We start from the raw sequence: 20,939 nt of genomic DNA, 5'->3' as shown, positions 1-20,939 counted from the left end.
GCGATGGAGAGCTTCTTCGGCACGCTCAAGTCAGAGTGCTTCCGGCTAGAGCGCTTTGCGGACATCGACCAACTGCGACGCAGCATTGCCGAATACATCCGGTATTACAATCACGACCGCATCAAGCTAAAGCTAAATGGGCTGAGCCCYGTGCAATACAGGACTCAGCCCTTGGCCGCATAACTTACCCGTCCAACTTTACGGGGTCAGTTCACAGCGCCCCTTTTTCGTTTGCGCGGATTCAGCGACCTGCCGCCACCGCGGTCATCGCGCGTGTTCTGGGCATGATCGCGGACACGATCACCGACACGACGATGTTCACCGCCAGAGCAAGCACGCCGATGTAGACCGGATACGTCACCCCGCCAAGCTGCAGCGGATAGACCGGTTTCAACCCCATCGAGATGGCCAGCGCCGTACCGGTCACGATGCCGATGAACCACCCGGCGAGCAGGCCGGCAGACGTCAGGCGACGCGTGTACAGCGAGAACACCACGGCAGGGAAGATTTGCAGGATCCACACGCCCCCAAGCAGTTGCAGGTCGATCGCGAACTGGGTCGGCAGCACGACGATGAACAGCAACGCGCCGAACTTGACGATCAACGAGAACAGCTTGGCGTTCCTGGCCTCCTTTTCCGGGGTCACGTCGGGTGCGATCAGCGGCTTATACAGGTTGCGCGTAAAGAGGTTGGCTGCTCCGATCGACATGATGGCTGCAGGTACCAGCGCGCTAATGGCGATGGCCGCCGCCGAAAAGCCTACGAACCACGAGGGGAACAGGCGCGACAGCAGCGCCATCACCACGTCGGAAGCGGACTTCACATGCACGTCGGCGGCGATGGCCATGTAGCCGAGCAGCGCGATCAGGCCCAGCAACAGCGTGTAGGCCGGCAGCGCGATGGCGTTCTTGCGCACCGTATTCGCCGAACCCGATGACAGCACGCCGGTCATCGTATGCGGATACATGAAAGCGGCCAGCGCCGATCCAAGCGCAAGCGTTGCGTACGCCGTGAACTGCGATGGTTTCAGCATGACACCAGCTGCACCACCCTTGGCCGCGAAGAACGTGTCGGCGGCATGGAACAGCGCGCCATAGCCACCAAGTTTGGCCGGAATCACGGACACCGCGACGATCACCACGATGTAGATCATGATGTCCTTTACGAACGCAATCATCGCGGGTGCGCGCAGGCCGCTAGAGTACGTGTACACGGCCAGGATGGCGAACGCGAGCATCAGCGGAATCTCGCCATCAACACCCAGCCCCTTGATTACGACCTGCATGCCGACAAGCTGCAATGCGATATAGGGCAGCGTGGCAACGATCCCGGTCACCGCTATCGCCGCTGGCAGCCATTTGCCGCCAAACTCGCCCTGCACATAGTCGGCTGCGGTGATGTGATTCTTGCGTTTGCACACCTCCCAGAGCTTTGGCATCACAGCAAACACGAACGGATACACGATGATCGTGTACGGCATCGCGAAGAACCCGTAGGCGCCCACCGAATACACGAGCGCGGGCACCGCGATCACGGTGTAGGCCGTGTAGAAGTCGCCGCCGACGAGGAACCACGAAATCAGCGTGCCAAACTGCCTGCCACCCAGCCCCCATTCATGAAGCTGCGACAGGTCCCCGCGTTTCCAGCGGGCGGCAACAAACCCGAGAACGGTGACCAGGGCGAAGAACGCGATGAAGACCGTCATCGCGACGCCGTCGATTTTTTGCGGATCGATCATCGCTGGCTCCGGTACACGATATACAGCAGAACTGACGTCAGCGGCACCCAGAGAAACTGGTACCAGTAGAAGAACGGAAAGCCAAACAGGGCGGGCTGCGCGTCGTTGTAGAACGGCAACCACAGCAGTGCGATATACGGGGCAAGCAACAGCGGCCATATCCGTGCGCGCCTTGCCTGGTTCGATGTCTCCATGTCCATTTCTCCGGTAGATGGTTTCAATCCGCGCGTGTCGTCGGTGTTTCGCTGCCGCACGGTTCGTGGGGACCGATTCTAGGAGTTGGCGCTGAGGGGAATGTGTCGCTGTGCGACGGAAACCGGCGTGCATGTATCGCTCTGCATCAGCATGCTTCCCGTACACACACCGATACAATGACGAGCCAGTGTAAGAAGGTTGCCCCCGACACACATGCCTTCGGAAACACAGCGCGCAGGTGGCGTCTCAAGCTCCCTGTGATCCCCGCTGACTAAGGCTTTGGGCGATGCGAATTAAAAGTGTCACCGGCGAGAGCCGGTCCGAGCGGATTCTGATGCTTTCCGTTGGCACGCCCGATCGCGCCACCGCGAGAGCCATATCACTGTCACGTGCTGCGCGGCAGCAACGTCTCAGTGCGGCCACAAGGCGACATCCGACATTCGCTTCTAAAAGGGCTGCTATCCAAGCCAATTCCGTCGTTCGCGACCACTTTTGCACAGTCACAAAGCCGCCCACAGGCAGTTTCCTGTCGTGAAATCAAGATGCGGAATTAGAAGGCGAACTCCCTGTGGCTACGCTTTTCATTTCCCGAACTTCTCGGCGAGCCATCGAACGATGAGCAAGTAGATGATTGCCAGACCAAGAAAGATAGGGCCACTGGTTAGGGCCTTAAGGGCCTCGTAGAAGAAGGCGAACGGTGCGATGCCAGCCATGTAGATCCAGATCTTTTTCATTTTTGCACGTAGAGTCGTTAGCACCAGCACCCGAACTAGATAATGAGACCTGCTGGATCCTGTGCAGGATGCCACACTCTCTGACCGTGCCGGCGACATCACGGATAGCTTCAGTGCCTCGTGCTCTCAGAAGGGGTGCGAACGACCGCTTAGCAGCAATGCTCAGTCATGTGCACGTGAACCGCTGAAGGGCGCAGATGGGTCGTAAGCGGAAATCCGTGATCGCGTCGAGCCTGGCGACCAGCGAACTTTCGTGTTCGGCCAGAAGCAGTCGTCCACGAATCTGGCTGCCGGCGTCAGCGGTCGGTTGAGACAAATGAGGGGGCCGGTCTACGCGACCGGCGTGGACTCCTACTCTGCCACGACGAGTGACTTGAACTCTGGTGACTTTACGACTTTTCCGATGAGATTCTGTACCGCAGGCAAATAGGCCTCGGCCGTTTGTTTGCAGGCAGTATCGGCGATAAAGCCGCTATTGAATTCGTAGTGTTCCGACGCGGACACTTTCTTGCCATTAGACGATGACACAACGAGTCCTATGTCCCATGATCCACCAGTCAGAGCACGGGACGATGAGAACTCAAGCTGTGTAAGAGCACCGGAAAGGGTAACCTTCGGGGTCTTGTCGTCGAACATGCCCGCGACCTTAAGTTCATCCGCCAATGCCTTTTGTACATAAGCCTCAAAGGAAATGCTGTCCGGCGGCGCAATAGGGCCAGCGCCACGGCACATGCCGTTGAAGTCCTTGACTCCGCTGAAGCTTCCAACGTTGATATTCCCCACTGAGAGAGATTTCAGCGCGACATTGTTGTCAGCGGAAATCGAGTAGCGCTGTGGCATGTATGTCGAGCACGCAGCTAGACACAAGGCGGAAACCGCGATCAGGACCCGTTTCATTCTTTTTTTCCAAGAGTTGATTATGGACGACTTGCTTCTTCGGCTCTCAGCTTGTGAGACTTGAGCACTTTTTCTCGACACCCCCAATGAGAGGGGCCACTCGCTACGTCCTGAACGCTCGCTAATGCTTTCGAATGGCGCATTTTAGTTGTGCATGGGACGGTCCCAGCTTCGCGATGAGCGTCCGTCGGAGGCCGGCCAGTAGCGGACCTACGGCGGGCGGCCTCACATTGACCTGCTTGGGCCACAAGCCGCCATGGCCGTTCGCACGACCCCTTCCGTGGTCGACCACACACTCCGGGGAGCGGCGAGAGACGGGATACAGTTCCTTGGCATTTTCCTTGGCGAGTCTGGGCGACCCCACCGCGCATTGGGAAGCGAGTGGAGCGAGGTCAAATTGTCGGCTATCTGAAGCAGCTTTCATTTTCAGCACCTATCACATGCGCCCTACTCGGATTGAGCTACACCGGCAGTGCTTACGCAGTTTTCAGTGCGTTACATCGACCGGTTTAATCCACAGCCACTTCGTGACGCCGAGGCAAAGCTCGCCCTTCTTTTCGGGATACTGGTGAATCTCTGCTTCTCCAGTCGACGAGCAACTCCGCAACGCGGTTGGATTGTGGACTTGCTTCCAGGCCCCCAATCGCAGCGACGCCCAGGTATGCCACGACAGACGATGCGCTGGCCCGTCCTGCCATGGCAAACACCTTGGGCAGATACGCTTGGTGCTCGTCGCGCGTCGGAGGACTGTACACAACTCAAATAGCGTCCCAAACGTAGTGCGGAACTTCATCCACGTTTTTGTGCAGATGGTCGTTGCATAGGTTCGCAGCACCGGTGCACCAGACACGCCTCCGGTGCACGCCATGCCCCGCCACGGGGCCAAGACCCCTCCCCGCCGTCAGCGCAGGTTGCGCGCAACCTCCTCCAGCCTTCCTCCCAATCGGCCCCGCAAGCCGGATTCCGGGCTTTTCGCCAATCAGGGTTTCCACTGGCATTGCTCTTGCTGGACCAATGCTGGAAGATATCCTAAATATATTAAGCAGATATCTACGCGCCTGGTGCCTCGCCGCGAGGACCATCGGGCGCTCCTTTCCAAACCGAGGAGTTCTCATGAGCAATCCCCGCTGGACCGGCATTTTCCCGGCCGTCACGACCAAATTCCACGCTGACGAGCGGATCGACGCGGAAGGCACAATCCGGCATATCGACTTCCAGATCCGCAACGGCATCAGCGGCCTGGTAACGTGCGGCTCGCTGGGCGAAGCCAGCACGCTGACGCTCGAGGAGAAGCTCGATGTCGCGCGCATCGCGCTGGAAGCGGCTGACGGCCGCATCCCGGTGCTGGCTAACGTTTCGGAGACCAGCACGCGCGAAGCGCTGCGCTATATCGACGGCGCGAACAAGCTCGGCGTGGCCGGCTTCATGGTGATGCCGTCGGTCATCTACGTTGCCGACGCCCGCGAGGCGATGCAGAACGTCCGCGCCATGGCGGAGGTCGCGCAGAAGCCGGTCATGGTCTACAACAACCCGGTCGCGTATCGCGTTGACCTCAAGCCCGAGCACATGGTCGAACTCGCCGACTGTAAATGGGTGGCGGCGATCAAGGAAAGCACCGGCGACATCCGTCGCGTAACCGACTTGCGCAACACATTGGGGGACCGCTATCAGATCTTCATGGGCGTAGACGACCTCGCCTATGAAGGGCTGGCGCTTGGCTGCGACGGCTTGCTCGCCGGCGTGGGCTGCGCATTCCCGCGTGAAACCGTCGCCCTGTTCGAGCTGATGAAGGCCGGCAACTTCGCCGAGGCGCTCAAGCTCTATCAATGGATGACGCCGATGCTGCATCTCGATGTGTCGAACAAGCTGGTGCAGAACCTGAAGCTGATCGACACCATCGTTGGCGTGGGCACCGAGTTCATGCGCCGCCCGCGTCTGCCGCTGGTAGGCGAGGAGCGCGCGTTCGTCGAGCGTGTGGTACGCCAGGCGCTGGCCACCCGGCCCGTGCAATACCAGTCGGTGGCATGACGCGCGCCTGCGGCGGCCTCGCTCGTGCAGTCCGGCGCCGCCGCAGGCCACCATCCTCCCGACTGGCATCCAAATTGCTCACGCCGTCGCGACAACGCGCGGGACATCCGCGCCCCGATCGCACCTTCGTCCTGGAGCCTTTCAGCAATGCCTGACCTTCCTTCCCTCACAGCGGCCGATGCGCCCGCCACGGCCACGGTCGCCCGGCCGGTACGCTGGGTGCTTCGATTTTCGGACGCCGTGCTCGCCGCCGAGCGCCATGTGCTCGGCGGATTCATGACGCTGCTCGTATTGCTGATCCTGCTCAACGTCGTGACGCGCTACGCGGGCCTGCCGCTCTACTGGGTGGACGAAGCATCCGTCTACGCGGTGGTCTGGCTGACGTTCGTCGGCGCCTCGATCATGACGCGGCTGCGGCTGGATTTCGCGGTCGGCCTGCTCACCGAGCACCTGTCGCCGAAGGCCGCCAGGATGGCCAAGGTCCTCTCCACCGCGGGCGTGCTCGTGTTCGGCCTGTCGATGCTGGCCATGTGCTGGAGCTGGATGGATCCGGTCGGCATCGCGCGCCACCACTTCGACGCCCGGGAATACGCGGCCGAGACGTTCAACTTCCTCTACACCGAACACACGCAGACGCTGGAATGGCCGGTCTGGGTGCTCCAGCTCATCATGCCGCTGTTCTCGTTCACCCTGAGCCTTCACGCGCTGGCCAACCTGCTTGAGGATCTTGAATTCGTGCCGCGCCGCACGTTCCCCGAATTCCATGTGGGCAACTCCGAGACGGTGAACTGACATGGCGACAACGTTCTTCTTCTGCGGCGTCATGCTGGTCGGCGTGCCGATCGGCATCTGCCTGTGCCTCTCGGGCCTGGCGTTCATCTTCAGCACCGGCAACACCGTGCTGTTGCAGTCGTTCCCCACGCAGATGTTCGCAGGCGTGGACAGCTACGGGCTGATCGCCATTCCCCTGTTCATCCTGATCGGCGAGATCATGAACAGCGGCGGCATCACGCGCCGGCTCGTGGACCTGTCGATGGCGTTCGTCGGATCGATCAAGGGTGGCCTTGCCTACGTCAACATCCTTGCCAACATGCTGGTGTCATCGATCATCGGCTCGGCCACCGCTCAGGTGGCCATCATGGCGCAGGTCATGGTCCCCGAGATGGAGAAGCAGGGTTACGACAAGACCTTTGCGGCCGGGCTGACCGTCTACGGCGGGATGTTGGGGCCGATCATCCCGCCTTCCGTGATGTTCGTGGTGTACAGCGTGCTCGCGCAGGTCGCCGTGGGCGACATGCTGATCGCGGGCATCCTGCCGGGCCTGCTGCTGACGGTGCTGTTCTTCATCATCATCGCGATCATGGGGCTGTTCTATAACTACCCCCGCAGCGAGCGCAAGTCGTTGCGCGAGCGCGTGCTGACCGTGATTCAGGCGAGTCCGACGCTGCTGATCCCGATGGTCATCGTCGGCTCGATCCTCGGCGGCGTGGCCAACCCCACCGAGGCGGCGGCCGTCGGCGCGCTGGCTGCGGCGCTCGTCGGGCGCTACGTCACGAAGGAGTTCGACCTGCGCACGCTGCCGGCGATCCTGCTGCGCTCCGCCATCTACTCGGGCATCGTGCTGTTCCTCGTGGCCGCGGCCGCCGTGTTCTCGTGGCTGCTGATCTACGGAAAGATCCCGCAGATGGTGGCGACATGGATCCAGACCGTCGCGCACAGCCCCATCGCGTTCCTGCTGCTGGCCAACGTGATCCTGCTGATCATCGGCACCGTGATCGATGGCATTCCCGGGCTGATCATGACCGTGCCAATTCTGCTGCCGGTGGCCACCGAGGTCTACCACATCGATCCGCGTCACTTCGGCGTGGTCATCGTCATCAACCTCGTGCTCGGCCTGATGTCGCCGCCGGTGGGACTGAGCTTCTTCGTGGCATCAGCCGTCACGGGCGCCAAGCCGGGCAAGATGTTCATGATCACCTTGCCGTTCTTCCTGGTCAGCTGCGTCGGCCTGGTGCTGCTTTCGCTGTACCCAAGCCTGTCCATCGGATTGCTGGACTAGCCCGGAACCATTCCACCCCACCCGCTTCACCGTCATCCACCCGAACGCACAGGAGCCGCCATGTCCCTCATTTCCCGCCGCCGCTTTCTCAAGACCACCGCGCTGGCCACCGTCGCCGCGCCAATGGTGATCACGTCCACGACGCGCGCCGCCACCACCAAGGAATTCCGGCTGGGCCTGATCACGCCCGCCGGCCATTCGTGGAACCGTGCAGCCGTGGCGTTCGGCGAGTCGCTCAAGAAGGAAACCGACGGTCGCCTGACCGTCACCGTGTTCCACTCTGGCCAGCTCGGCAACGAATCCGCGATGATGCAGCAGCTCCAGTCCGGCGCGCTGGACATGGGGTGGATACAGGCCGCCGAACTCGGCTCCCGCGTGTCGAGCGTTGCGGCCATCAATGCCCCCTACCTGGTGCGTTCCACGAGCAGCGTAGCCAAGCTCGTGCGCACGCCGGCGGCGCTGAAGCTGCTCGATGCCCTGCCGCGCGAGACCGGCACCATCGGGCTGGGCTGGGGCATCACGGGTATGCGCGTGGTCTTCGCCACGCGCGACATCAACTCGCCCGACGACCTCAAGGGCATGAAGCTGCGCATTAACCCCACGCCGGTGTATCGCGACTTCTACTCGATGCTGGGTGCCGCGCCGACGCCGATCCCCACCCCCGCCGTGTTCGATGCGATGACCAACGGTCAGGTGGATGGACTGGAGGCCGACATCGAGCTGTCCTGGAACCAGCGTTACGACAAGATCTCGAAGTCGCTGCTGCCGATGAACGCGCTGTTCATGCCGTTCGCCCCGCTGGTCTCGGGCCGCATCTGGCAAGGCCTGGACCCGAAGGACAAGGACCTCGTTCGCGCGCTGGTCACGCAATCGCTGACCGCGCAGATCAACGACATCGTCACCACGGAAGCGGGGCTGATCGAAAAGCTCAAGCAGTCGTCGGTGAGCTTCAAGAGCGCCTCCAGCTACGATCCGCAACCGGCTATCCAGAAGTTCGACGCCATGTGGCTGGCCAAGGCACCAGCAATCCCCGAACTGCGAAAGATCGGCGCCACGCTCTGAGCGCGAAGGTGCCAGCCGACGGCGGTCACGGCATAATGTCGTCCGCCGCCCTCGCTGGCGGCGCGTGCCCGCCCCTGCCCGCACGCGCACGCCACGTTGCCAATCCGACCGAGATGCCTACGCTTCCCAAGAACCAGAGCGCTACGGCGCGTCGCCCCGAAGACGACAAACGCGAGAAGCGGCGCGCCACCGATATCGCCTACGACAAGATCGAGACGCTGATCTCCAAGCTTGAGATCGCACCCGGCAGCCCCGTGGTGGAAGCCGATCTCGCCGAGATGACGGAGCTTGGCCGCACGCCTGTGCGCGAGGCGCTGGTGCGCATGGTGTCGATGGGACTCGTGATCCAGCAACCCCGGCGCGGCCTGATCGTGTCGACGATCGATGTGATGGACCACCTGGACGTCATTGCCACACGTCGCGTGCTGGAACGGCTCATCGCCGCCAACGCCGCGCGCCGCGCGACCGACGCCCAGCGCAAGGCGCTGATCGTCAGCGCGCAGAAGATGGTCAAGGCCGCCCAGCGCGGCAACCTCGACGACTACATGGCCGCCGACCAGGCGCTCGACCACGTCAACCACGCCGCCTGCCGCAACCGCTCGGCCGTCAAGGCAGTGATCCCGCTGATCGTGCAGTGCCGGCGCTTCTGGTACGCATACCAGCACGAAGGCGAGATCGCCGAAGGCGCCCAGGCCCACCTGGCCATGGCGCAGGCCATTGCCAGCGGCAATGAAAGCGAAGCCGCCAACGGGGCGGATTTGCTGATGGACTATCTGGAACGCTTCGCGCGGCGCGTGATCGACGCCTGAGTAGGGGGTGCGCGGCGAGCGCCTCCATCGCCGCATCGGCCTGCCTCCTTCTATCGGATCTTGATGACAACCTTACCCTTTGCACGTCCAGTTTCGACGTAAGCCAAGGCCTCGCTGGTTGATTCGAACGGGAAAATCCGATCGATCACGGGCCTTATCGCACCTGCGTCGATGAGTGTGGCGATCTGGCCTAGCTGGTCTCCATTGGCACGCATGAAGAGAAATGAGTAGCTCACGTCACGACGTTTCGCCGCTCTTCTGATGCGATAGCTCAGAAAGCGCATCGCCGCTTTCAGGAACCAAGAGGCACCCATCTCCTTCGCAAAATCGGGATCAGGCGGACCAGCAATCCCGATGAGTCTCCCCCCCGGCTTGAGCACTCGCAGCGACTTCTCGAGAGCATGTCCGCCCTGCGTATCCAGTACCAGGTCGTAGTCCTTCAGGATGGCCGCAAAGTCGTCTTTCCTGTAATCGATGACAACATCCGCGCCGAGACGCTTCACCAGTTCGAGATTCCGCTCGCTCGTTGTCGTCGCGACGGTCGCACCCACGTGCTTCGCCAGCTGAATGGCAAAGGTACCAACGCCACCCGAGCCGGCGTGTATGAGCACTTTCTGCCCTTTCCTGAGTTGCCCTTTTTCGATCAGCGCCTGCCAGGCGGTCAATCCCACCAACGGAATTGAAGCCGCTTCCTCCATCGTGAGTGCGGTGGGCTTGAGGGCCACGCCATCCTCTTTGACCGCCATGAATTCCGCGAAAGTGCCGATGCGATCCTTGTGCGGTCGCGCATACACTTCATCGCCCGGTTTGAATCGTCGTACGCGCGATCCGACGCGGACAACAACCCCTGCCAGATCATTGCCCAAAATCAGTGGCAAACGATAAGGCAAGATTAACTTGAACTCTCCGTCCCTGATTTTGGAATCGAGAGGGTTCACGCCGGCGGCGTGAATCTGGATCAGTAGATCGTCCTCGCCCAGCTCCGGGACCGGCATATTGGTAGCTCGTACGCCATTCTTGCGTCCATATCGATCAACGACGAATGCCTTCATCATGGTTCCTTGTCAGTTTCTCGTTTGTTACGTCAAGCTGTTTTGCAGGGATTGGAACGGATGTAGCGCCGCAGATCGGTCGCGGCACAGTCAGGCGTTGGTGTCGACAGCTATCCAGCACGTCCATGTCATCTGCCCCTTTGAACGGGGAGGAGACAATGGCGCCGTCTACGTTGCGAGCCGCAGATCTTTGCGAATACCGGCGTCTACCAGGCCCGCGGGCGCAAATCTGCGTAGCAAACGCAAACGGCGGGCGCGTCCACCGGCGGCATAGCGGAGTTTCGGATGAGCCGCGATGGCGGCCTGCAGTACGGTCTCGGCCACGATCTCAGGACCGTCGGCGCCTTCGACCACCTCCTTCACTCGCTTACCCACGGCCAAGCGCACCTCGCAGTACGCATCGAGGGCTGCATCAGGCGCCAGGAAATTCGCGTCGAAAGGCGTCTTGATATAGGCAGGCTCAATGACCGATACCCGGATGCCCATCGTGCGCAACTCATGGTCGAGCGACTCCGAATAGCCTGCGACTGCGTGCTTGGTGGCGGAATACAGCGCCATATAAGGCATAGGTAAGAAACCCAGCACAGAGCCGATGTTGATGATGCGGCCGCGGCCTTGTTGCCGCATATGGGGCAACACGGCGCGCGTCATGCGGACAATCCCGAAAAAGTTCGTATCGAAGATCGCGCGGGCCTGGTCAATCGAACTCTCTTCTGCAGCGGCGGGGGCGACGCCGAACCCAGCGTTGTTCACCAGTAGATCGATGCGACCGTGCAGGCGAAGCACTTCTTTGACGGCAGCCTCGACTGACTCTTCCCTGGTCACATCAAGTGGCAGCATCTCGAACGTGCGCTGGCCGGCTTGTGCACCGCCCCGGCTGGTGCCGTAGACCTTGTATCCGGCCTTCGTAAGCCGCTTTGCCGTGGCTTCGCCGATTCCTGATGAGGCGCCCGTAACGAGCGCTATCTTGGCTTCCATAATGTCCTTCCTATGTTGAGGAATGCTCTTTTACGGGGTTGGTCGGGCATCCAGCTTCCCACATTATGACGAACGTCATATTTTTGGCGCAGCGAGAACCGGCGCGGACTGCCGGATTTATGCATCAGTGGGCGCGAGTTTCTTCAGTGCTGCGTCAAGAAAATTTTCCGACAGCTTGGGGTCGTCAACGGCACGCGCCAGCACCATGGTGCCAACCATGGTGGCAACCGTCACAAGTGCCTGTTCGTGCGCGCCTGGCTGGCCCCAATCGGGCAATTGGCGCGCAACGACGTCGATCATTTCCTTGATGCGGCGGGTGGCCGCGCGCCGCACGGCCGGCGCCTGGCGCGGCATCTCTGAACCAAGGGCGGAAACCGGGCAGCCCGTCTCTATGCCTTCACAGTGCTCTTTCGACAGATAAGCGCGCACCATCGACGGCAATGCTTGCTCCGGCGGCACGGAAGCGGCGATATGTTCCGACAGCGCCACGGCTTCAGCACCGGCGCGATCGGCAGCTTCGGCAAGCAGCACCTCGCGTGATGGAAAGTGGGCATAGAAGCCGCCATGCGTCAGGCCGGCCTCCTTCATGATGTCGGCCACGCCCGTGCCGTCGTAGCCGCTGCGTCGGATCGCGCGTGCGGCAACTTCGACGATGCGCTCGTGCGTGATTTCCTTGCGGCTGACGGTTTTTCGATTGATTGGCGACTTCTTCATGATGATCATCATATCGCATGTCGGCGCAATTTGCTGCTCGGAGGCATGTGATGGAGATCGATCTGCGTCCCCAGGCAGCGCAACAAGCTCCACTTGTTATCCGGCTTATCCAGGCGTGACCGTTCATTGACTCCGGGCACGCCGAAGGATGCCCTCCTTGAAATCTTCCTTCCCTGGCGCTACCATTTGCAAATCATTTTTCAGAACCACGGTTCCGAAAAACGGAACCATGTGAAGCTGCAGCAAGAAAGCAAAGGAGTTGGCTTGAGCATTCTGGAAGGCGTGGAAAGCGTGCTGAACCTGTTCGATCACGGCCGGCACGAGATCACCTTCAACGACGTCATCGACGAACTTGGCCTCGCCAAGAGCTCGGCATCGCGCCTGCTCGCGCAGATGGTGCGCTACCGGCTGCTGGAATTGCAGCCGGCCACGCGGCGTTACCGGCCCGGCGCGCTGCTGATTCGCGCGGCACAGGCGGCAACGCAGGCGCATCCGTTTGACGAGCAGTGCCGGGAGATCCTGGTCGCGCTGTCGGATTCCACCGGTTTTACCACTTATTTGTCGATGCTCGACGGTACTGACACCGTGGTGCTGCAGCGCTTGAACGGCAGCAACCCGGTGCAGGTACTGTCGCCGCCGGGTACACGTCGCCCGGCATTTACCACCGCGATGGGCCGGGTGTTGCTTTCGCGCCTGCCGGAGGCGGAACTCAGCGCACGATATGGCAGCTCGGATGCCCGCAAGCTGCCGGAGCCCCCAGCCAACTGCCCCGCCACCGTCGGTGAGCTGCGGGAGCGCGTGGCGACGGCGCATCGCGAGCGCAGCGCCATGGCCATCAACGAGGGCATGCCCGGCATTGGCGCCGTGGCGACCACGCTGGCTGACCCGGTTTCCGGTGACGTGCGGGGCCTGTGCCTCTCGTTTACCGCGATGCAGGTGGGCCAGGCGCAGGCGCACGCACTGCGCGACACGCTGGTGCGTGCCGTGGCGCCGGTGGGACAGCGCATCGGCGATCCATTGTGGATCCGGCCCGCCGACGCAGCGGCCAGCCACTAGCAACTTTCATCGATCCCTCAGCGAACTCTTCATGGAACTTTTGTTACTGAGCAATTCCACCAGCGAGGCGGGCTACCTGGTCCACGCCCAGGGCGCCATTGCGGAACTCGCCGCGGGCTGCAAGACGGCCTGCTTCGTACCGTTCGCGGGCGTGACGCGCGACTGGGACGCGTACGAGGCCATGGTCAGCGAGGCTTTGCTGCCGGCTGGCCTCGCCGTGCAATCACTGCATCGCGCAACCGATCCGGTCGCGGCGGTAGAAGCCGCGGAACTGATCGTCGTTGGGGGTGGCAACACCTTCAGGTTGCTGCAGTGCCTGCGTGACCGCAAGCTGCTGGCGCCCATCGCGCGGCGCGTGCGGTCGGGCGGCGCGCGCTTCGTGGGTTGGAGTGCCGGCACCAATCTGGCCTGCCCGACGATCTGCACCACCAACGATATGCCGGTGGTAGATCCAGGCGGCCTGGACGCCCTGGCGCTGCTGCCCTTCCAGATCAATCCGCATTACCTCAATCTCATGGTGCCGGGCTTCCGTGGCGAGACGCGTGACCAGCGGCTGGCCGAGTTCACGACGCTGAAACCAGACGTACCCGTCCTGGGACTGCCGGAAGGCACCTGGCTGCGTGTATCCGGCGACCACATGAAATTGGGCGGCCCGCATGCCGCACGCTGGTTCAAGGGCACGCAGACGCTGGATCTGCCGCCCGAATCGCCGCTGCCTCGCTAAACGCCTCACAGGAATTGAAGCAAGATGTCCATCAAGCAGGTCATTGAATCGATCGAGTTGCTGTCTGCGGCCCATGTCGATGGCGAGACGGTTGCTACGCTGTTGCGTTCGCGCGGCGTCGCCGATGTGACGGTCACCCGCGTGGAGGAAAACGGTCTCCACACCGATTTCCTCGCCTGCACGCTGCCCGGCCGAAACCCCGAGGCCCCTGCCCTGGGCGTGGTGGGCCGGCTGGGCGGGGTTGGGGCGCGTCCGGCGGTGACCGGCCTGGTCTCCGATGCCGACGGCGCGATTGTCGCGGTAGCCACGGCGCTGAAACTGGCCGATATGGCCGCCTCGGGCGATGTGCTGGCTGGCCCGGTGCGCATCCACACGCATATCTGTCCACACGCCGCCACGCGGCCGCATCAGCCGGTGCCGATGATGAAGTCGCCGTTCGCGATGCGCAAGATGATGACGCACGAGGTACATCCGAAGATGGCGGCCATCCTGTCGGTGGACACATCGCGCGGCAACCGCTTCGTCAACCGGCGCGGCGTGGCGCTGACACCGGTGGCCAAGGAAGGCTGGCTGTTACGCCTGCCGGAGCGAATGCTGGACCTGATGGGCTGGGTGAGTGGCGAACTGCCGGTCGTGCTGCCGCTGACTACGCAGGACATCACGCCGTACGAGAACGGGCTGTGGCACGTCAACTCGATCATGCAGCCAACCATCGTGACCCCTGCCCCCGTCGTCGGCGTGGCACTGACCGCGCAAACCACGGTGCCGGGCTGCGCCACCGGCGCGACCAATGCATTCGATCTGGACGTGGCCACGCGATTCTGCATCGAGGTGGCCAAGCAGTTTGGCGCCGGCGAATGTGCGTTCCATGACGAGGCCGAGTGGGCGGCGCTGCAGCGACGCTACGGTTCGCTGGCTCATCTGCAGACTGTGGGGCACGAGGCATGAGCACGGCAACGGCTCGCCAGCCGCGCGTGGCGTTTGTCACCATCGGCCAGGCGCCGCGGGTGGATGTGGTGCCGCAGATGACCGCCGACCTTGGCCTGCCCGTGGCCGTGGAGGAATTCGGCATTCTGGATACGCTGACCGCAAAAGAGATCGCGGACCTTGCGCCCGCGCCGGGCGAGTACCGCTTTGCCAGCCGCCTGCGCGACGGCAGCCAGGTGGTGATGGGCAAGCCGGCGGCCGAAGCGATGCTGGCGCGGCTGATGACCTCGCTCGATGACGGCCGCTTCGACGTCCTGGTGCCGCTGTGCACCGGCACTGCCCTTCCCGCCCTGCGCACGCTGGTGATCGAGCCGCAACAGGTGGTCGACCACCTGACCATGGCGCTTGCGCAGGGATGCAAGCAACTGGGGATCGTGCTGCCACTCGAGGCCCAGGTGAAGGACTTCCACCTGATCCAATCCGTGCCATGCGCGCTGCGCGTCACGCATGCCTCACCCTACACCGATGCCGCCAGCGGCCGGTTCGCGCAGGCGGGCGAGGCGCTGCGCGGTTGTGACCTGATCGTGATGCACTGCATGGGCTTTACTGAAGCCATGCGCGCTGAAGTGGCTGCCCATGCGGGCGCGCCGGTGCTGCTCTCCAACCGCATGGTGGCGAAGTTGCTGGGGCAGGTCCTGGCCGGCACGGACGCCTGAAGCCTGAATCAAGGCGAGAACGAATCCTTTTATCGGGTAAGGGCAAGCCCGCTGACAGATTGCCCGCGACAACGCTGGAGTGGAAGTGAAGATGGTAACGACAATAGGCGTAGCGAAATGGGTGGCGAAGCGGATGGTACCGCTGGCGCGCGGTGCAATGATCATTGGCGTGGGGGCAGGCGTCAGCATGGCAACCACGGCGGCCGCACAGGCCGAGGAGTGGAAGCCGACAAAGCCGGTACGGCTGCTGGTGGGCTTTGCTCCCGGTGGCTCGGCTGATCTGCTGGCGCGATTGGTGCAAGCGCCGCTTTCGGAAAGCCTGGGGGTGCCGGTGGTGGTGGAAAACGTGCCCGGCGCGGGTGGCAACATCTCCGCCGACAAGCTGGCCAAGGCCCCGGCCGACGGCTACACGATCGGCATGGGCGCCGCCGGCGCGATGGCAGTGACCCATCTGCTCAATCCCAAGGGCACGCCGTACAAAGTCGATGACTTCACGCCCATCGCCATGCTGGCCACGCAGCCCAATGTGATCATCGTGACCCCTTCCCTACCGGTGAAGACCATGGCCGACTTCGTCGCCTATGTGAAAAAGACGCCTCAGGTCACCTATGGCACCGCCGGCGTCGGCACCTCCAACCACCTGATTGCCGAAACCATGCTGCACCGGCTCGGCATCGATATGGTTCACGCCCCGTACAAGGGTGCCACGCCGGTCATCACGGACCTGATGGGTGGCCATATCGCCATGACCGTGGACAACATCACCACGGCAGCCGCGCTGGCCAAGACGGGCAAGGTCAAGGCGCTGGCGGTCACCAGCACCAGGCGATCGCCGCTGTTGCCTGACGTGCCGACGCTTGCCGAGAGCGGCCTGAAAGATTTCAACATGCCGACCTGGCAAGGCATCTTCGGGCCGAAGGACCTGCCCAAAGCCATCGTGACCCGCTACAACCAGGCGCTGGTCAACGCGATGGCCAATCCGGAAGTTCGGAAGAAGATGGCCGAGTTCGGCTCCGAACCAGTGGGCGACACGCCCGAGCACTTCAGCAGCTTCCTGGCGCAAGACCGGAAGATGTGGGCCGACGTGATCAAGTCAGCAAAGATCTCGCTCGACTGATCGCGCTATCAGCGTGCTGCGTGCTGCGTGCCGCTGTCGGCAGGCGGCACGCGGTGGCCCCTCAATCCGGTGCCCACCACCGCTGCACACGCTGCGCGGCTCCCCAAACCATCCGCGGACCGCCAGTCCAGCAAGTAGGCGCTCCCGAGCCGGCCGTATCGCATATCCGACCTCCTCAATCGATGCGTGCGCCGGTCAGTTGCTCGCTGAGTTGCCAAAGGCGCCCGGCGGCCACCGGGTCCGTCGCTCGCGGACGTACGCCGTGCAGCTCCGTTGAATCGTCAGAAGGCAGTGCGCGGGCGATCTCGCAGTCGGCGCAGTAAACGCCACCCATGCCGTCAAGCTTCGGGCTCGTCGCACACCATACGGTCGTGGCAGCACCTTGTTGCGGCGTCTTCTTATTGTTCTGCGGATCAATGATCGGCCTGCCCTCCTTGTCGAGGATCTCGCTCGCATCGATCTGCGCTTGCGACATGTGCCGGACGAGTCCCGTCACGATGCCGCCCGGATGCACGGAGAAAGCGCGCACACCGTGGTGCTGCCCGATCGAATCCAGCGCGACCGCGAACAGCGCATTCGCGGTCTTTGATTGGCCGTAGGCAATCCACGGGTCGTACTCGCGGGCCTCGAAATTGGGATCGTGGAAGTCGACCCCCGCGCGCCGGTGCCCGTAGGAACTGAGTGCAATGACGCGAGCCCCGCTGGCACGGCGCAAGGCAGGCCAAAGCCGGCAGGTGAGCTGAAAATGGCCAAGATGGTTGGCGGCGAATTGCGATTCGTAACCACGCGCGTCGCGCGAGAGCGGCGGCGCCATAATGCCCGCGTTGTTGACCAGGATGTCGAGCGAATCCGTCGCTGCGAGCACACGTTCCGCAAGCCTGTCGATCGACGCCGGATCGAGCAGGTCCATATCCTCCAGAACCACGCCGGGAATGTCGCGAAGTGCTTCCTGAGCCTTGGCCACGTCGCGAACGGGCACGATAACCGTTGCGCCGGCCGAGCGGAAAGCCCGGACGGTTTCAACACCGATTCCGGAATACCCGCCTGTCACGACGACATTCTTGCCCGTGAGGTCGATGCCTGCAATGACTTCTGCGGCGGTGGTGGCCGGACCGAACCCGGATCCAATGGGGGCTTGCAAAGTGGGCATGGAATCTCTCCATTTGAAGGACGGAGGCACTTTAGCCCGCCCTGCCCGTACTTAGAATGCTTGATAGGCCGCGCTTTATGCGTGATAGTTCGAAAATGGCCACCGACCTTCTCTCGGATCTGCTCAACCTCGTTCGTGCCCGATGCCGTCTCTCCGGGCGGCTCGTCGCCGGTGGAAGCTGGGGGCGCCGCTTTGCCAATCTCGATGCGGTGAAATTCAGTGCAGCTGTCGAGGGGGCTTGCTGGTATTTCATGGAGGGGATGGCGAGCCCTGCGCAGTTCGAGCGCGGAGACATTCTGGTCACGAACGGCTCCCGTCCCCTGGTTCTGGCCAGCGCACCACATCTCATTGCAGACGCCGTCACGACACCGCTTGCCCAGGACGAAAATGGCGATTACCGCCTGGGGCACGGTGAAGATTTCGTGATGCTGGGCGGGATGGTAGAGATCGACGACCGGCATCAGCCTCTGCTCCTTGGTGGTCTCCCGCCACTCATTCAAGTCAGCGGCGCTCATCGCGAAGCAGAAAGCCTTGGTTGGCTGCTCGAACAAATCGTCCGTGAAATGAAGCCCCCGACGCGTCCCGGATGGACCATTGTGCTGGCAGAACTGGCTCAGCTTCTTTTTGTGCAAACGCTCAGGGCCTACGTCATGCAGTCACCGAAAAGCGACGGTGGCTGGCTCAGGGCCTTGGGTGACAGACGTCTGGCTCCCAGCCTCGCGGCGATGCACGCGAACCCCAGGCGCGCCTGGAGTCTGGAAGGTCTCGCACAGGAAGCCGGCATGTCCCGCACCTCCTTCGTCGTGCACTTTCGCGAAGTGATGGGCGTGCCCCCGCTCACCTACCTGACGAACTGGCGCATGCATCTCGCGAAGCGAGAACTGCGCGCAGGCACACCAGTCGCGGAAGTCGCAGAAGCGATCGGCTATACGTCGGAAAGTGCCTTCAGTCACGCATTCAAGCGCGTGACTGGGACAGCACCGGGGCGATATCGAAAGACGCTCGAAGAGGAGCCTTCGGCGCGCAAGCGCGGCACATCCGAAAACGAGGCAAGCGCCGCTTTCTAAAGGCTGCTCTCTCGTGAGGGAGCACAGGGCATGTCAGGTGGGTCTTCCGCTGTCAGGGACTTTCACGCTTTACTCCTTGCCGGTTAGTCGGCGACTACTGTATATTTATACAGTAGTCGCCGAATCCCGGAAAAGCTGGCTCCAGTAGTCAAGCCCGTGCGTCGCCTGCGCTTTCTCTCCCTCACCTCGAAAGGCAATCATGTTCGTGGACCGCACCGAAATCATCAACGCCGCCAAGGCACTGCGCGCCAGCCAGGAAGAATCCAGGTACAGCAAGCTCGTCGCGCTCGCGAACAAGCAACTCAAGGCAATGCAAACGGCAATCCAGAGGGGCAAGGAAGAATTCGAGACCAGCCTGGTACTCGACATCAACGAAGACAATCCGCAAGCAGCGCTGGAATCGCGCGCGCAACGGCTAGCCGACGACCTCAGAGCGCAGGGCTACACCGCAACGGTGACCACGTTTGCCGAGGTCAGCACCGACCGCAAGAACTGGACGCCGAATATCACGGTCGCCATCGGCCTGGGCGACATGGTTTCCCAAGTCGACAACGCGATAGCGGAAAGCACGCTGACCGATGAGACGGAAGCCGCGCTGGCTGGCGAACCTGCCAGTGAAATGGCCTGACAGCAGGCGGGCAATCCGAGATAAGGCACGGCATCACGAGGCTTCGCGCACGGTCGCGTGCGTGATGGCTGTTCCTACAAGGGAAATCTGCACGCGATCTACCAGTGGCGCCCGATGTAGGAAACCATGGCATATAAGGACGCAATGCCTGCATCTTGATCGAACGAGAATGGTCACCACGCATGGCGGACCTCACTGGAAGTGATCATGCTCGCGCCGTGAGCCCGTGCGCGGCTATCCTTGCTGGCTTCATCGAGGTCGGCGATCGGGCCACTAGCGGTCATTCGCCATAGCCTTCACCTAGCCATTCCAGCGGCGGCTTCACTTAAACAACGGACCTTCACCTTCGAATCGGCCATTGCGAAGGTGACAGTTCCGACTTCTCTTTGGGAGCGCCCCGGACCGGATGAGAGACCCGATGTCGAGGCGATCCACAACCGCGCAAGCCCAGCCCTGCAAATCAACGACGCGCGTGCCGAGTGAATCCGACTTGGCCAGGCTTGCGGTTTGGCGCGAAGCCATTCTCCGCCAGAGTCTCGTCGGTGCTGTCGTAGAACGTACCGATCTTGTAGATTTCCCTTGCTTCCTTCGCGCTGGCGACGTCCCGACCGAATTCGCGCGAGATCCGTACGAGTTGCTCGATCTGTTCGACCGTGCCCATCTTGCGGTCCCGTCGCTGCGTCCAGATGTTGTCTTCGATCCCGCAACGCACATGCAGTCCCATGGCGATGGCCATCATGTTGAGCGGCAGCACGTGGTGTTTATGGCGATTGTCACCCGGTCCGGCGTCGGCTTCAGTTCCGCCAGCATGTGGCGGGTGTCGTCCGACAGGCACTTGGCCGCATCGCCTTCGCAAGCCTCGCCAAGAAGGCAGCGTCAGCGGTACTCATCGGACCGTTGGCCCAGAAGGACGGTAACCGCCGACTGATTCCGAGCTCGCCCTGGGGCGGCACTCGCGAGTCACGCCTCGATCCATTGATCCATGTCATGGCAGTCTCTGGATCGAGAAATACTGTAGTAAGTAAGTTGCTTCGATTTGATCTTGTGTCGAAGGCGACGTGAGCATAGTCCGTTTCCAAGGAGCGCGCGGTGACCACCCCACTTTCGATTTGGCACGAAGATCACATTCATTTCGCCCGACTGAACCGCCCCGGGTACCGTGGAGGCTGGTTGGTTTAAGTTAATAGCGTTTCAGCGGCAGGCATTTGAAGCTGCTGATAGTAGTTTGCCTCAGCTTCGGCGGGCGGGATATAGCCAAGGGGTTCCATCAGCCGGTGGTGATTGAACC

Annotated in this window: 21 protein-coding genes and 1 pseudogene; 13 read left to right on the top strand and 9 right to left on the bottom strand. The window is 62.1% G+C overall.

All coding sequences use genetic code 11. The annotated features are described in order from the left end of the window. Positions 1 to 183, top strand: a 183-nt coding sequence (locus AC1DOX_RS29755) for an IS3 family transposase (protein WP_441624305.1), incomplete at its 5' end; no start/stop codon positions are given. Positions 184 to 241: 58 nt separating this feature from the next. Here AC1DOX_RS29755 and mctP read toward each other — a convergent pair. From mctP to AC1DOX_RS29735, 4 genes are all read right to left on the bottom strand, one after another. Beyond that, on the bottom strand, positions 242 to 1,738 hold the full coding sequence (gene mctP / locus AC1DOX_RS29750) for a monocarboxylate uptake permease MctP (RefSeq protein WP_441624303.1): 1,497 nt from the start codon (positions 1,736 to 1,738) through the stop codon (positions 242 to 244). Further along, positions 1,735 to 1,932, bottom strand: a complete 198-nt coding sequence (locus tag AC1DOX_RS29745) for a DUF3311 domain-containing protein (RefSeq protein WP_441624301.1) — start codon at positions 1,930 to 1,932, stop codon at positions 1,735 to 1,737. The genes mctP and AC1DOX_RS29745 overlap by 4 nt, the downstream gene beginning before the upstream one ends. 582 nt (positions 1,933 to 2,514) lie before the next feature. Beyond that, complete coding sequence (locus AC1DOX_RS29740; RefSeq protein WP_441624299.1) at positions 2,515 to 2,667, bottom strand: hypothetical protein; 153 nt, start codon at positions 2,665 to 2,667, stop codon at positions 2,515 to 2,517. 351 nt (positions 2,668 to 3,018) lie between these two features. Next, entirely contained in the window at positions 3,019 to 3,564 is a 546-nt protein-coding gene (locus AC1DOX_RS29735) for a hypothetical protein (protein ID WP_441624297.1), read from the bottom strand. 1,113 nt (positions 3,565 to 4,677) lie between these two features. Between AC1DOX_RS29735 and AC1DOX_RS29730 the strand changes: the two genes are divergently transcribed. The 5 genes from AC1DOX_RS29730 to AC1DOX_RS29710 all read left to right on the top strand — a co-directional run bounded on the left by AC1DOX_RS29730 (position 4,678) and on the right by AC1DOX_RS29710 (position 9,522). Beyond that, on the top strand, positions 4,678 to 5,592 hold the full coding sequence (locus tag AC1DOX_RS29730) for a dihydrodipicolinate synthase family protein (RefSeq protein WP_441624295.1): 915 nt from the start codon (positions 4,678 to 4,680) through the stop codon (positions 5,590 to 5,592). Between the two features lie 147 nt (positions 5,593 to 5,739). Beyond that, complete coding sequence (locus AC1DOX_RS29725; protein ID WP_441624293.1) at positions 5,740 to 6,384, top strand: TRAP transporter small permease; 645 nt, start codon at positions 5,740 to 5,742, stop codon at positions 6,382 to 6,384. A 1-nt stretch (position 6,385) separates the two neighbouring features. After that, entirely contained in the window at positions 6,386 to 7,651 is a 1,266-nt protein-coding gene (locus AC1DOX_RS29720) for a TRAP transporter large permease (protein ID WP_092136928.1), read from the top strand. 60 nt (positions 7,652 to 7,711) lie between these two features. Next, on the top strand, positions 7,712 to 8,713 hold the full coding sequence (locus AC1DOX_RS29715; protein ID WP_441624291.1) for a TRAP transporter substrate-binding protein: 1,002 nt from the start codon (positions 7,712 to 7,714) through the stop codon (positions 8,711 to 8,713). Positions 8,714 to 8,826: 113 nt separating this feature from the next. Next, on the top strand, positions 8,827 to 9,522 hold the full coding sequence (locus AC1DOX_RS29710; protein WP_441624289.1) for a GntR family transcriptional regulator: 696 nt from the start codon (positions 8,827 to 8,829) through the stop codon (positions 9,520 to 9,522). 50 nt (positions 9,523 to 9,572) lie between these two features. Here the strand turns inward: AC1DOX_RS29710 and AC1DOX_RS29705 are convergent, their stop codons facing one another. The 3 genes from AC1DOX_RS29705 to AC1DOX_RS29695 form a co-directional block, all read right to left on the bottom strand. Then, the gene (locus AC1DOX_RS29705) at positions 9,573 to 10,574 is read right to left on the bottom strand and encodes an NADP-dependent oxidoreductase (RefSeq protein ID WP_441624309.1); all 1,002 of its coding nucleotides are present in this window, start codon (positions 10,572 to 10,574) and stop codon (positions 9,573 to 9,575) included. 168 nt (positions 10,575 to 10,742) lie between these two features. Further along, positions 10,743 to 11,552 (bottom strand): oxidoreductase, encoded by an 810-nt coding sequence (locus AC1DOX_RS29700; protein WP_441624287.1) that lies wholly within the window; start codon positions 11,550 to 11,552, stop codon positions 10,743 to 10,745. A 117-nt stretch (positions 11,553 to 11,669) separates the two neighbouring features. Then, a complete protein-coding gene (locus AC1DOX_RS29695; protein ID WP_441624307.1) occupies positions 11,670 to 12,278 on the bottom strand; it encodes a TetR/AcrR family transcriptional regulator in 609 nt (202 codons plus the stop codon). 252 nt (positions 12,279 to 12,530) lie between these two features. On the opposite strand from AC1DOX_RS29695, the gene AC1DOX_RS29690 reads away from it, so the two are divergent. The 5 genes from AC1DOX_RS29690 (at position 12,531) to AC1DOX_RS29670 (ending at position 16,806) form a co-directional block, all read left to right on the top strand. Continuing rightward, positions 12,531 to 13,322 (top strand): IclR family transcriptional regulator, encoded by a 792-nt coding sequence (locus AC1DOX_RS29690; protein WP_441624285.1) that lies wholly within the window; start codon positions 12,531 to 12,533, stop codon positions 13,320 to 13,322. Positions 13,323 to 13,353: 31 nt separating this feature from the next. Further along, a complete protein-coding gene (gene pepE / locus AC1DOX_RS29685; RefSeq protein ID WP_441624283.1) occupies positions 13,354 to 14,046 on the top strand; it encodes a dipeptidase PepE in 693 nt (230 codons plus the stop codon). A 24-nt stretch (positions 14,047 to 14,070) separates the two neighbouring features. After that, on the top strand, positions 14,071 to 14,994 hold the full coding sequence (locus tag AC1DOX_RS29680) for a DUF1177 domain-containing protein (protein ID WP_441624281.1): 924 nt from the start codon (positions 14,071 to 14,073) through the stop codon (positions 14,992 to 14,994). Then, entirely contained in the window at positions 14,991 to 15,689 is a 699-nt protein-coding gene (locus AC1DOX_RS29675) for an AroM family protein (RefSeq protein ID WP_441624279.1), read from the top strand. The genes AC1DOX_RS29680 and AC1DOX_RS29675 overlap by 4 nt, the downstream gene beginning before the upstream one ends. A gap of 91 nt (positions 15,690 to 15,780) precedes the next feature. Then, positions 15,781 to 16,806, top strand: a complete 1,026-nt coding sequence (locus tag AC1DOX_RS29670) for a Bug family tripartite tricarboxylate transporter substrate binding protein (RefSeq protein WP_441624277.1) — start codon at positions 15,781 to 15,783, stop codon at positions 16,804 to 16,806. A 175-nt stretch (positions 16,807 to 16,981) separates the two neighbouring features. Here the strand turns inward: AC1DOX_RS29670 and AC1DOX_RS29665 are convergent, their stop codons facing one another. After that, complete coding sequence (locus AC1DOX_RS29665; protein WP_441624275.1) at positions 16,982 to 17,956, bottom strand: oxidoreductase; 975 nt, start codon at positions 17,954 to 17,956, stop codon at positions 16,982 to 16,984. A gap of 95 nt (positions 17,957 to 18,051) precedes the next feature. Between AC1DOX_RS29665 and AC1DOX_RS29660 the strand changes: the two genes are divergently transcribed. Continuing rightward, positions 18,052 to 19,023, top strand: a complete 972-nt coding sequence (locus AC1DOX_RS29660) for a helix-turn-helix transcriptional regulator (RefSeq protein WP_441624273.1) — start codon at positions 18,052 to 18,054, stop codon at positions 19,021 to 19,023. A gap of 199 nt (positions 19,024 to 19,222) precedes the next feature. After that, a complete protein-coding gene (locus AC1DOX_RS29655; RefSeq protein WP_441624271.1) occupies positions 19,223 to 19,651 on the top strand; it encodes a hypothetical protein in 429 nt (142 codons plus the stop codon). A gap of 460 nt (positions 19,652 to 20,111) precedes the next feature. Here the strand turns inward: AC1DOX_RS29655 and AC1DOX_RS29650 are convergent. Further along, positions 20,112 to 20,408, bottom strand: a pseudogene (locus AC1DOX_RS29650) (3-keto-5-aminohexanoate cleavage protein); the annotation flags it as partial. Positions 20,409 to 20,939 lie beyond the last annotated feature (531 nt).

It is taken from the genome of Cupriavidus sp. 01L415, from assembly GCF_056400065.1.
Note: the sequence above shows the minus strand (reverse complement) of the source record. Positions and strands in the feature narration are given on the sequence as shown.

Coding starts and splice junctions, on each gene's coding strand:
- mctP (WP_441624303.1), bottom strand. CDS start 1,738: ATGATCGATCCGCAAAAAATCGACGGCGTCGCGATGACGGTCTTCATC.
- AC1DOX_RS29745 (WP_441624301.1), bottom strand. CDS start 1,932: ATGGAGACATCGAACCAGGCAAGGCGCGCACGGATATGGCCGCTGTTG.
- AC1DOX_RS29740 (WP_441624299.1), bottom strand. CDS start 2,667: ATGAAAAAGATCTGGATCTACATGGCTGGCATCGCACCGTTCGCCTTC.
- AC1DOX_RS29735 (WP_441624297.1), bottom strand. CDS start 3,564: ATGAAACGGGTCCTGATCGCGGTTTCCGCCTTGTGTCTAGCTGCGTGC.
- AC1DOX_RS29730 (WP_441624295.1), top strand. CDS start 4,678: ATGAGCAATCCCCGCTGGACCGGCATTTTCCCGGCCGTCACGACCAAA.
- AC1DOX_RS29725 (WP_441624293.1), top strand. CDS start 5,740: ATGCCTGACCTTCCTTCCCTCACAGCGGCCGATGCGCCCGCCACGGCC.
- AC1DOX_RS29720 (WP_092136928.1), top strand. CDS start 6,386: ATGGCGACAACGTTCTTCTTCTGCGGCGTCATGCTGGTCGGCGTGCCG.
- AC1DOX_RS29715 (WP_441624291.1), top strand. CDS start 7,712: ATGTCCCTCATTTCCCGCCGCCGCTTTCTCAAGACCACCGCGCTGGCC.
- AC1DOX_RS29710 (WP_441624289.1), top strand. CDS start 8,827: ATGCCTACGCTTCCCAAGAACCAGAGCGCTACGGCGCGTCGCCCCGAA.
- AC1DOX_RS29705 (WP_441624309.1), bottom strand. CDS start 10,574: ATGAAGGCATTCGTCGTTGATCGATATGGACGCAAGAATGGCGTACGA.
- AC1DOX_RS29700 (WP_441624287.1), bottom strand. CDS start 11,552: ATGGAAGCCAAGATAGCGCTCGTTACGGGCGCCTCATCAGGAATCGGC.
- AC1DOX_RS29695 (WP_441624307.1), bottom strand. CDS start 12,278: ATGATGATCATCATGAAGAAGTCGCCAATCAATCGAAAAACCGTCAGC.
- pepE (WP_441624283.1), top strand. CDS start 13,354: ATGGAACTTTTGTTACTGAGCAATTCCACCAGCGAGGCGGGCTACCTG.
- AC1DOX_RS29680 (WP_441624281.1), top strand. CDS start 14,071: ATGTCCATCAAGCAGGTCATTGAATCGATCGAGTTGCTGTCTGCGGCC.
- AC1DOX_RS29675 (WP_441624279.1), top strand. CDS start 14,991: ATGAGCACGGCAACGGCTCGCCAGCCGCGCGTGGCGTTTGTCACCATC.
- AC1DOX_RS29670 (WP_441624277.1), top strand. CDS start 15,781: ATGGTAACGACAATAGGCGTAGCGAAATGGGTGGCGAAGCGGATGGTA.
- AC1DOX_RS29665 (WP_441624275.1), bottom strand. CDS start 17,956: ATGCCCACTTTGCAAGCCCCCATTGGATCCGGGTTCGGTCCGGCCACC.
- AC1DOX_RS29660 (WP_441624273.1), top strand. CDS start 18,052: ATGGCCACCGACCTTCTCTCGGATCTGCTCAACCTCGTTCGTGCCCGA.
- AC1DOX_RS29655 (WP_441624271.1), top strand. CDS start 19,223: ATGTTCGTGGACCGCACCGAAATCATCAACGCCGCCAAGGCACTGCGC.